Genomic DNA, 9,776 nt, shown 5'->3' on the forward strand with positions numbered 1-9,776 from the left:
CGTCACGCGCCGCCGGTCGGGCGGTGCGACGACAGGCGGGCGTCCAGGGCCCGGACCGCCGAGCGGAACGAGTGGCCCAGGCCCGGACGTGCACCGGTGAGGGCGAGCCGGAAGAGCGCCGGGCCGTCGGCGGCGAAGGTCCAGCGGACCAGGGTGCCGGAGCCCGACTCGGCGGGGCCGAGCCGCCACTCCTCCAACAGGGCCCGGACCCCGGGGGCGTTGGTCTCGTCGACCCGGTACGCGTAGCGCCGTTCCGGATCCGCCGCCATGATCGTCTCCTGGAAACGGGTCCCGCCCACCAGCCGAACCTCCCGGCCCGCACCCCCGTGGGTCGGCCGGGCCAGGGTCACTGCCTTGAACCACCGCGGCCAGCCCTCGACCTCCTCGGCCAGCGCGCGGTACACGGCCTCGGGCGTCGCCGTCGTACGCGCGGCGAAGCTCAGGCGGACCGGGGCGTCCTCGATGAAGTCCAGCCCCACCGGGCGGAGTCGGCGTGCCATGAGGTGCCTCCTGGGGGCGTGCACTGGAACGTGCGTGCGGGTGTGGTGCGCGTACCATAGCTGGCGCCCCGTCAGATGTCCGCTGCGGCCCGTCTCCGCGGCCGCTCGGCGGCAGGCCCGGTCCGGAGGATCGCCCGGAAGGGGGCCTAGGCACGGGGCGTGCTGCGCGGGATGCTGGAGGTGCGCTGATCCCGCCCCGCTAGCGGAGGCCGCCGTGCCGGACACCCCCAAGCCCCCGCATCCCCTGGCCCTCGAACTCCTCACACCCCCACGGCCCCTGGCCCTCGAACTCCGCGTGCACGGAGTCCACGGCGCACCTCCCGACGAGCTGCTCGGCGACCCGCGCACCGTCCGTATCACCGGGGACGCGACGGCCGCCGTGTTCCGCCGCGCCGCGGACGCCGACGCCGAGGACCACCCCGAGTGGTACGCCGGCCGGCCCGTGGTAGAGGCCTACTGCTGGTCCCGGCTCACCTCCGGCAACGGCGCCCGCGCCCTGTGGCTGCTGCTCCTGCCCTTCATGGTGGTCAACCTCGCCCACTGGGCCCGGCCGGCCGCGCCCGCCACCGGTCCGGCGCCGCGCGCGGTGCGGACGTACGGCGTCCTCGTACGGGTCCTCGCCCTCAGCCTCACCCTGCTGCTGATCGCGGCCGCCTGCGAGGTCTCGCTCGACCTCCTCGCCTGGCAGTGCGCGGGCTCCACCCACTGCACCGGCTCCCGTTCCTGGCTCGGGTTCCTCGAACCCGGCGGCTGGTGGGGCCAGCCCGGGCGGCGGCTCGTCCTCGGCGCGCTGGTCCCGGCCGCGCTGACCGGGCTGCTGTGGTTCCTGTCGAACCGCACGTGGAGCGCGTACGAGTCCCAACCGCCGCCCGCGGGCACCGCAGTCCCCCCGGTCGCCGCCGGCAGTGCGCCCGCCCTCGGCCGGCCCGGATTCTGGTACGGGCGGCGCATCGTGGCCCGGCTGCGCGCCGCACACACCGCCGCCGGGCTGCTCACCGTCGCGGCCGCCGTCGCCGTACCCGCCGCCCGCTACGACCGCCGCGCCGGCACCCCCGTGCTCGACGCCCTCGGCTGGGCCGTGGAGGTGCTGCTCGCGGCCGGGGCCGTCGCCGTCGCCTGGGTCGTCTGCCGGCGCGGCCGCACCGAGGTCCGCGCCGACCACCGCCTCGACCGGGCCGCCGTCACCCTGCTGCCCGGCTCCGCCCTCGCGCTGCTCGCCGCCGCCCTGCTGTACGCCGGCTGGTCGCGCCCCGGGTGGACCTCCGCCGGGCGGCTCCCCGGCGACTTCGCCTTCGGCGCGCTCATGCTCGGCCAGGGCTGCTGCGTCCTGCTCCTCGCCGCCGTCGCCGTCCGCCTGTACCGGCTGGCCCCCGACCCGGCGACCGCCCTGTACGGCCTCGGCGGCCCCGCCATCGCCATGCTCGGCTGCGCCCTCGGCGGGGTCATGTCCGGCGGCGTCGCCCAGCGGGTCGCCGACTGGCTGGACGCAGCGGGAGCCCCCGGACCGGCCGGGGCCCCGCCGCCCGCGCCGCCCGTGCTGCTGTCCTGGCAGGCCGCCGTACTGCCCCCGCTGCTCCTCGTACTGGCCCTGGTCGCCGCCTGGTTCGCCGTACGCGGGATCCGCGCCCGGCGCAGGATCGCCGCCGGGGTGGCCGCCGAATACCCGGGGGAGCCGCCCGACGAGGACCGAAGCCGCCGGATCGCCGGGGTCCGGGCCGCCGCCGCGCTCACCGACTCCGCGCCCTGGTTCGTGGCCGCCGTCTCCGGGATCACCCTGCTGCTCGGCGCGGGCGCCCTCGCCGGAGCCTGGATCAGCGGCCGGGTCCCGGGCGAGGCCGCCCGCGGCGCCCACCCGCTGCTGGAGACCGCCGCCCGCGCCGCGCAGGACGCCGGTTCCTGGCTGATCGGCCTCGGCTTCGTCCTGTTCGTCACCTGGGGCCGCCGCGCCTACCGGGACCCCGCCGCCCGCCGCACCATCGGCGTGCTGTGGGACGTCGGCACCTTCTGGCCGCGCGCCGCCCACCCGTTCGCACCGCCCTGCTACGCCGAGCGCGCCGTCCCCGACCTGACCTGGCGGATGACCGGCTGGACCGGCCGTACCGGCGGCCGCCTGGTGATCTCCGGTCACTCCCAGGGCAGCGTCCTCGCGGCGGCCGCCGTCTGGCAACTGCCACCGCAGGTCCGCCGCCGGGTCGCCCTGCTCACGTACGGCTCCCCGCTCCGGCGGCTCTACGGACGCTGGTTCCCGGCCTACTTCGGCCCCGGCCCGCTCCGCGCGCTGCACGGCGACGTCGACTGCTGGCGCAACCTCTGGCGCGCCACCGACCCCATCGGCGGCCCGGTCCTCGCCGCCGCCCGCGACACCCCGGGCCCGGACGGTCCGGCGGTCCCGGCACGCCCGGCCGCTCCGGCCGACTCCGTGGACCGGGGCCCGCTCGCCGATCCGCTCGCCTACGGGCGCAGCGCCCGCCACCCGCTGCCCGCGCCGATCCTCGGCCACTTCGACTACCAGGCCGATCCCGCCTTCGCCGCCGAACGCGACGCCCTCCTCGCCCGGTTGGCGGGACCCGCCCGCCGCGCCCGCCGCGCCCGGCCGACCGCACCGGCAGCGCCCACCGCGGGGGGCGACACCCCGGCCGCACCCGCCACACCAGCCGTGCCGGCCCCCAGGGTCAGCAAGGAGCCGGCAGCGCCGGCAGAGCCGGAAGATCCTCCGGAAACAGCAGGGTGAGCTCGTCCGTGCCCGGATCCGACAGCTGCGCCACCCGGCCCGCATGCCGCTCCACCATCGACTCGAAGGTCTGCCGGGCCGTACGGCCGTTGCCGAACGCCGGGCCCTTCGGCAGCTCCGTGAAGTACGCGAGCAGCGCCTTGGTGGTGCCCTCGCCGAGCCGGTACTCGTGCTCCTCCGCCTGCTGCTCCACGATCCGCAGCAGCTCCTGCGGCCCGTAGTCGCCGAAGGTGATGGTCCGGGAGAACCGCGAGGCCACACCCGGGTTGACGGTCAGGAAGCGGTCCATCTCCGCCGTGTACCCGGCGACGATCACCACGACCGCGTCCCGGTGGTCCTCCATCAGCTTCACGAGGGTGTCGATCGCCTCGCGCCCGAAGTCCCGGCCCGAGTCCTCCGGCGCCAGCGCGTACGCCTCGTCGATGAACAGCACCCCGCCGCGCGCCCGCTCGAAGGCCTCCTGCGTACGGATCGCCGTGGAGCCGATGTGCTCGCCGACCAGGTCCACGCGGGACACCTCGACCAGGTGCCCGCGCTCCAGGACCCCGAGGGAGGCGAGGATCTCCCCGTACAGCCGGGCCACCGTCGTCTTGCCGGTGCCGGGGGAGCCGGTGAACACCAGATGGCGGCGCACCGAGGCGGCCTTGAGGCCCGCCTGCCGCCGCCGCCGGCCCACCTCGATCATGTCGGTGAGCGCCCGCACCTCGCGCTTGACGCTCTCCAGGCCCACCAGCGCGTCGAGCTGGCCCAGCACCTCGCCGGAGCCGCGCGCCGCCGCCGACCCCCGGTCCGCCTCCTCCACCGGGCGCGGAGCGGGCAGCTGCGCCGCCTGCACGGCAGGACTCTGGACCGCGCCGACCGTACGGTTGCCCGCGCGCTCACCGGTGAGAGCCCCGGCTGCGGCCGACTGGGCGGCGAGCCGCGACCCGGACTCGTCGCTCGTGCACTCCTCGGCGAGCGGGCCGTCCTCCGAGAACTCGTAACCCCCGCGCGCGCAGCGCTCGGTGTGGCAGCGCGTCAGCGTGGTGCGGCAGCCGTCGATGATGTGGAAGCCGAAGCCGGAGCTGCCCGTCACCCGGCAGGAATCGAAGCTTCCGCGCCCGCCCGCCGACACGTAGAACCCCGCCTCGGACGGGGAGCTCACCGTGCACCGCTCCAGCGCGGGATCGGCGCCCTTGGTGACGATCACCCCCGTCTGGACCGCGTCGATCGTGCAGTTGGCGAGGCTGCCGCCGCTGCCGTGGTCGCGGAACCAGGCCCCGGTCGCCGCCTCCCGGATCCGGCAGTCGTCGACCTGAGCGGTCGCCCCGTCACTCACCGAGACGGCCGTGTTGCGCACCTGGGACAGGTCGCTGTCCACGACGTCGGCACGCGAGCCCCGGTCCAGCACGAACACCGCGTCCGGCACGTCGTGCACCCGGCACGAGTGCAGCGACGCGGTGGCCCCGTCGCTGATCCACACCGCCGGATAGTCGCCCGTGCTGTCGTGGATCTCGCAGGACTCGGCATCCACCCGGGTACCCGGATCCCACACCGACAGACCGTTGCGGCCGAACCGGCGGACGGTGGTGCGGCTCAGCGTCAACACCGAACGGGAGCGCAGGTCCACCGCGTTCTCCGGGATGTCGTGGATGTCGCAGCCGGCGAGGGTGAGCACCGCGTCCGTGTCGAGGGTGACCCCGTCCGTCGAGGTGCGGTGCACCGCGCAGTCGGTGAGCCGGGCCGCCGCGCGCGCGGCGATCTGCACACCGGTGCCCTTGATCTCGTACACCTCGCAGCCCAGCGCCTCCAGGCCCGAACCCTCGCCGGTGACCGCGATGCCCGCGCCCGACGCATGGTGGATCCGGCAGCGCTCCAGACGCGGATGCCCGCCGCCGCGGACCGAGACTCCCGCCTGCCCGGCGGCCACCACCTCGCACTCCTCGAACACCCCGCCGCCACCGTCCAGTACGGCGATCCCGACGCCCGTCGGATTCTCCACCGTGCACCGCCGCACCATGGGGCGGGCCCCGCCGCGCACCTCGATGCCGGCCGCCGACCGGGTGCTCACCCGCAGATCGGTGAGCTCGGGGGAGCCCTCCTCGACGAGCAGGGCGGGCGCCGCCCGGTCCTGCCCCTCCAGGTGCAGGTCCTGGACCACGGCCGAGGCGCGCACCGTCAGCGCGACCCCGTCGAGCGGGGCGATCCGCACCGACCCCACCGAGCCCTCCGGACCGCGCAGGGTGACGGCATGGTCGAGCACCAGGTTCTCCCGGTAGGTCCCGGCGGCGATGGACAGCACGTCCCCGTCACCCGCGACGGCGAGCGCGGCGGCCAGCGTCGGATACTCACCGGAGCGGCGCCGCCACCGCGAAGACCCGCCGTGCGTCACCTGGACCGTGCCCTGTGCCATGGTGCTGTCGTGCCCCCGCCCTCGTACTCGCGCTGTCGAAGCGACTGAGACCGCCGCTGCCGCCCACCACCGTGGCGGTGACCGACTCCGGCCGCTCCACCGTAGCGCGCGCGGAGCCGGTGAGATGCCAGGTCAGCTGCCCGCGCCCGCCCGGCCCCAGTCCGGTCCCGCCGCCGCCCAGGCGCGGTCCAGACGGATGTACCGCCGATGCATGAGCCTTCGTACGACGAGCCGGCGGACCGTCTCGACCAGCGCGGCCATGCCGAGAGCGGCGGCCAGGCCCACCACCGCCGCGTGGGCACTCGCCGAGGACGCGTCGAGGGGACGCCCCACGAGCCGGCCCTGCGTATCGGTCCATATCCGGAACCGGTCCCCGGACTGCGGCGGTTCCTCCGCGGCCGGCACCGTGCCTTGGTGTCTGCTGCCGTCGGGCGCCGTCCACGACGCCACGATCTGCGTGCGCTGCGGGGACTGCTGCTGCGCCGACGGATCGGCGTTCGCCCCTGCGCCCGCGGCCGGCTCGGCGGCCGGCCGGACCACCACCGCCGGGACGAGGTACCGCTCCTGCCGCTGTTCGCGCGCGGCCCGCTGCAGCGTGCCGTCCACCTCCAAGCCCGCGACCGTGCCGAAGGCCGGAGCCACCAGCAGGACGCACACCAGAGCGGCGAACGCCACCCACGCCTCGAAGAGATCCGTCGGCCTGCGCAGAGGATTGCGCCGCCAACGCCACACACCCATGGCTGTCCACACGGTCCGGCACCCCCTTGCCTCCGTCTGCCTGCGGTCCAAGCCTCCCGCATGCCCCGGCAACGCGCATTCCGGGACGCGCGGCAGTCGTGTCACCCGATCCGGTACACGAAGTCACGGAAGCCGAAGCCGAACTCCCGCACCTTCCCGCCACACCTGTCGAATGCACCAACGGCCCGCCCACGGTGCTTGGTTCCAGCGTTCCCCCAGAGCCCCTCGAAGGTGTCATTCCGAAGGGTTGCCGCACGCTCACTCCAAGACGCGGACCTCGTCGCCCACCCGCACCGTGCCCACCCGCACCGGAACCAGCTGCCGCCCGAAGGCCAGCGACTTGCCGATCCGCCGATGCCGGGCCAGCGTCTTGAGCGGCTCCTTGCCGCGCTCCGCCGTCGCCTGGTCGGTGGTCGTGACGATGCACCGCCCGCACTCCCGGACCCCGCGGAAGACGGCGTCGCCGATCGCGATGCGCCGCCATCCGTCCTCCGCCCACGCCTCGGCGCCGGCGACCACCACACTCGGACGGAAGCGGTCCATCGGCAGCGGACCCTCCTCGGGATGGTCCCCCTGCGCGATCAGCGAGTTGAGCGCGTCCAGCGACGCGAGGGTCACGAGCAGCACCGGATAGCCGTCGGCGAGGCTCACCGTCTCGCCCGGCAGCGCGTACTCCGGGTCGACGGGCCGCCGCACGGCAGGGTCGTCCATGTGCACCAGCCGCGCCGGCACCCCCAGGTAGGCGCTGAACCAGTCGGCAGCGGCGCTCGCGGCGAGCACGGTCTCGACCTTCTTGCCGAACAGCACCACCGGCTCCAGCGGACCCGGCTCCGGCACCTGTACGACCAGCTCGGCCATACCCGGCGCCGACAGCGCGACGGCGCCGCCCTCCAGCGGACGCGCCGCGGCCAACGCCAGCCGGGGCTGCTGGCGTTGGGTGATGACCGTTCCCTCGGTGTCGACGGGCGCCCACCGCCGGTCCCCGGACAGACCCCAGGGCTCCACGACCACCTCGTCGGGAGCTGTCCCCGCTACCGACTTGACGGGATGGACGTGGAGCGCCTGGACATACAAATTCGCCATGGGAGCATCCTGCCAGGAGCTCCCACGCACGCCCCGGCGAGTGCCGGCGGGCCCGTCAGTAGCCACGCCCCTGGTACGGGCGGCCGTACGGGTCCTCGTACGAGGCGGCCGGGACCGGAGCCGGAACCGGAACCTGCATCGGGCGCGGTGCGGCCGGACGCATCGCCTCGTACCCGGTGCCCGTGGCCACCGGTCGCGGCTGCTGCTGCGCCTGCTGCATGTAGCCCGCGCGGGCCACGGCGGGCTGCTGCTGCGGGATGTACGGAGCCGGCGCGTTCTGCAGCGGCATCGGCGCGGGCGCCGCCTGCTGCTGGTACGGGTACCCGTACGCAGGAGCTTGCTGCTGCTGGGGCATGGCCGGGGGCAGCGCGGGCATGGACGAGGCGAGGGCCGGGAGGTACCCACCGCTCGAATAGCCGGCGCTCGGGGAGTCGTACGCGGCCGGAACGCGGATCGGGGCGATCTGCGGGGTGCCGCGTTCGGCGACGAGGGAGTCGTAGATGGGGGTGTCCGGGAAGGAGGGCGCGGAGTAGTAACCGCCGCCATAAGTGGAGCGGGGGGAGGTCATGGGACCTAAGTTAAGCCCACGACTTCACCGGGTCCATAGCGAGGTGTGACGAACGCCGCCCTGACCTGCATATTCCCAGGTCAGAGCCACACCCTTCACTTCTCGTTCATGTGCACGTTTCGCCACTTCCGCCCCGGGTTGTTCCTACTCGTACTCACCGGTTGGGTGTTGCACCGACTTGTTGCTGACGCAGCGTCACAATTCGGTGACCTGGGATGACATCGGTACGGACGGCAGTTCGCCGTTTCAGGCATCACTCGGGCGGGCATAGGTACGGCCCTTCCACGCCGCTCCACGGCCCCGGTAGTGCTGGACGGCCGAGTCGACGGTCATCAGGAGGTACAGGAGGGCCGTGAGTGGAAGCAGCGGAGCCAGCACGGCCGGCTGGCGGTAGTAGCGCAGCATCGGCAGATAGGTGCCGGCCATCAGGAGCCAGGCGAGGGCGCCGGCCCACGCGGTGGCGACCTGCCCGGTGGCCAGACCCGCGAGGAAGGCCGCCGGGGGGACGAGGTAGACGAGCGCGAGCCCGGCCACCGTCCCGGCCAGCAGCAGCGGCCGGTGGCGCAGTTGCGCGTACGCACTGCGCGAGATCATCCGCCACAGGTCCGCGAGCGCGGGGTACGGGCGCACGCTGTCCACCCGCTCCGCGAGCCCCAGCCAGATCCGGCCGCCCGAGCGCCGCACGGCACGGGCGAGGGAGACGTCGTCGATGACGGCCTGGCGGATCGACTCCGGCACGCCCGCCCGTACGGCGGCCTCGGTGCGCAGCAGGACGCAGCCGCCGGCCGCGGCGGCGGTCCGGCCGGCCGGGCGGTTGATCCGGCGGAAGGGGTAGAGCTGGGCGAAGAAGTAGACGAAGGCCGGTACGACCAGCCGCTCCCAGAGGCTGACCACGCGGAGGCGGGCCATCAGCGAGACGAGGTCGAGCTCGGCGGTCGTCGCGGCCGCGACCAGCTCGCGCAGGCTGTCGGGCTCGTGCGCGATGTCGGCGTCGGTGAGGAGCAGGTACTCGGGTTCGGTGGCATGGGCGGTCCGGGCGAGCGCGATGCCGTGCCGCAGCGCCCACAGCTTCCCGGTCCAGCCGGGTTCCGGCTCGCCGGGGGAGACCACGGTGAGGGGCAGCCCGGGCTGCTCCCGGGCCAGCCGCAGGGCGAGGGCGCCGGTGCCGTCGGTACTCCCGTCGTCGACCAGGATGACCTCGGCTTCGCCGGGATAGTCCTGGGCGAGGAGCGAGGGCAGGCTGCAGGGCAGCACCCCGGCCTCGTCCCGGGCCGGGACGACGATGGCGACGGAGGGCCAGCGGGCGGGGGCACTGCGCGGCGGGAGCCGCACGTCGGTCCGCCAGAACATGCCCTGGGCGAACGTGAGCCAGATCCAGACGACGAGGGATGCGCAGGCGGCGCAGAGAAGGCCCATGCGGGCAGTGTGCCGAACCCCGCGGGACGTGTCCCGCATTCGGGCGGGGCGGGGGTGGCGGGGGCGCTGCGCGGGGGGTCGGGGGTTGGAGGCTGGGCGGGGTGCGGGGGTGGGGCTGCGTGCTTGGCGTCGGGGGAGCGAATCGGGGGGTGTGGGCGGCGGGGGCTGTGTACCCGGTGTCGGGAGGGTCGGTCGGGGGGCCAGGGGCGGGGTCCGTGTACTCGGGGTCGGGAGTGTCTGGCGGGATGTCGGGGGCGGGGTCCGCGTACTCGGCGTCGGTGTGTGTCCGGGGGCGTCCCGTCAGTCCACTGTCCTTCCGGTGCGGTCCGGGCCGTCAAGGGCGCTCCT

At 75.0% G+C, this 9,776-nt stretch carries 7 protein-coding genes; 1 reads left to right on the plus strand and 6 read right to left on the minus strand.

From position 1 onward, the window contains the following. Positions 1 to 2 precede the first annotated feature (2 nt). Positions 3 to 500 (minus strand): SRPBCC family protein, encoded by a 498-nt coding sequence (locus ACZ49B_RS15450; RefSeq protein ID WP_468305536.1) that lies wholly within the window; start codon positions 498 to 500, stop codon positions 3 to 5. Positions 501 to 744: 244 nt separating this feature from the next. Here ACZ49B_RS15450 and ACZ49B_RS15455 point away from each other — a divergent pair, with 244 nt between their 5' ends. Further along, positions 745 to 3,231, plus strand: a complete 2,487-nt coding sequence (locus ACZ49B_RS15455) for a hypothetical protein (RefSeq protein ID WP_468305592.1) — start codon at positions 745 to 747, stop codon at positions 3,229 to 3,231. On the opposite strand, the gene ACZ49B_RS15460 is transcribed toward ACZ49B_RS15455, so the two are convergent. The 5 genes from ACZ49B_RS15460 to ACZ49B_RS15480 form a co-directional block, all read right to left on the minus strand. Further along, positions 3,173 to 5,623: a right-handed parallel beta-helix repeat-containing protein gene (locus tag ACZ49B_RS15460; protein WP_468305539.1), complete on the minus strand. Its 2,451-nt coding sequence runs from the start codon at positions 5,621 to 5,623 to the stop codon at positions 3,173 to 3,175. The genes ACZ49B_RS15455 and ACZ49B_RS15460 overlap by 59 nt on opposite strands. Before the next feature lie 132 nt (positions 5,624 to 5,755). Then, positions 5,756 to 6,361: an Rv1733c family protein gene (locus ACZ49B_RS15465; protein ID WP_468305541.1), complete on the minus strand. Its 606-nt coding sequence runs from the start codon at positions 6,359 to 6,361 to the stop codon at positions 5,756 to 5,758. 258 nt (positions 6,362 to 6,619) lie between these two features. Further along, positions 6,620 to 7,444 (minus strand): MOSC domain-containing protein, encoded by an 825-nt coding sequence (locus ACZ49B_RS15470; protein ID WP_468305544.1) that lies wholly within the window; start codon positions 7,442 to 7,444, stop codon positions 6,620 to 6,622. Positions 7,445 to 7,499: 55 nt separating this feature from the next. Next, positions 7,500 to 8,012, minus strand: coding sequence for a DUF6643 family protein (locus ACZ49B_RS15475; RefSeq protein WP_468305547.1), 513 nt, complete (start codon positions 8,010 to 8,012; stop codon positions 7,500 to 7,502). A gap of 246 nt (positions 8,013 to 8,258) precedes the next feature. Continuing rightward, positions 8,259 to 9,428, minus strand: a complete 1,170-nt coding sequence (locus ACZ49B_RS15480; RefSeq protein WP_468305550.1) for a glycosyltransferase — start codon at positions 9,426 to 9,428, stop codon at positions 8,259 to 8,261. Positions 9,429 to 9,776: the final 348 nt, after the last annotated feature.

Source organism: Streptomyces sp. NPDC031132 (genome assembly GCF_055570595.1).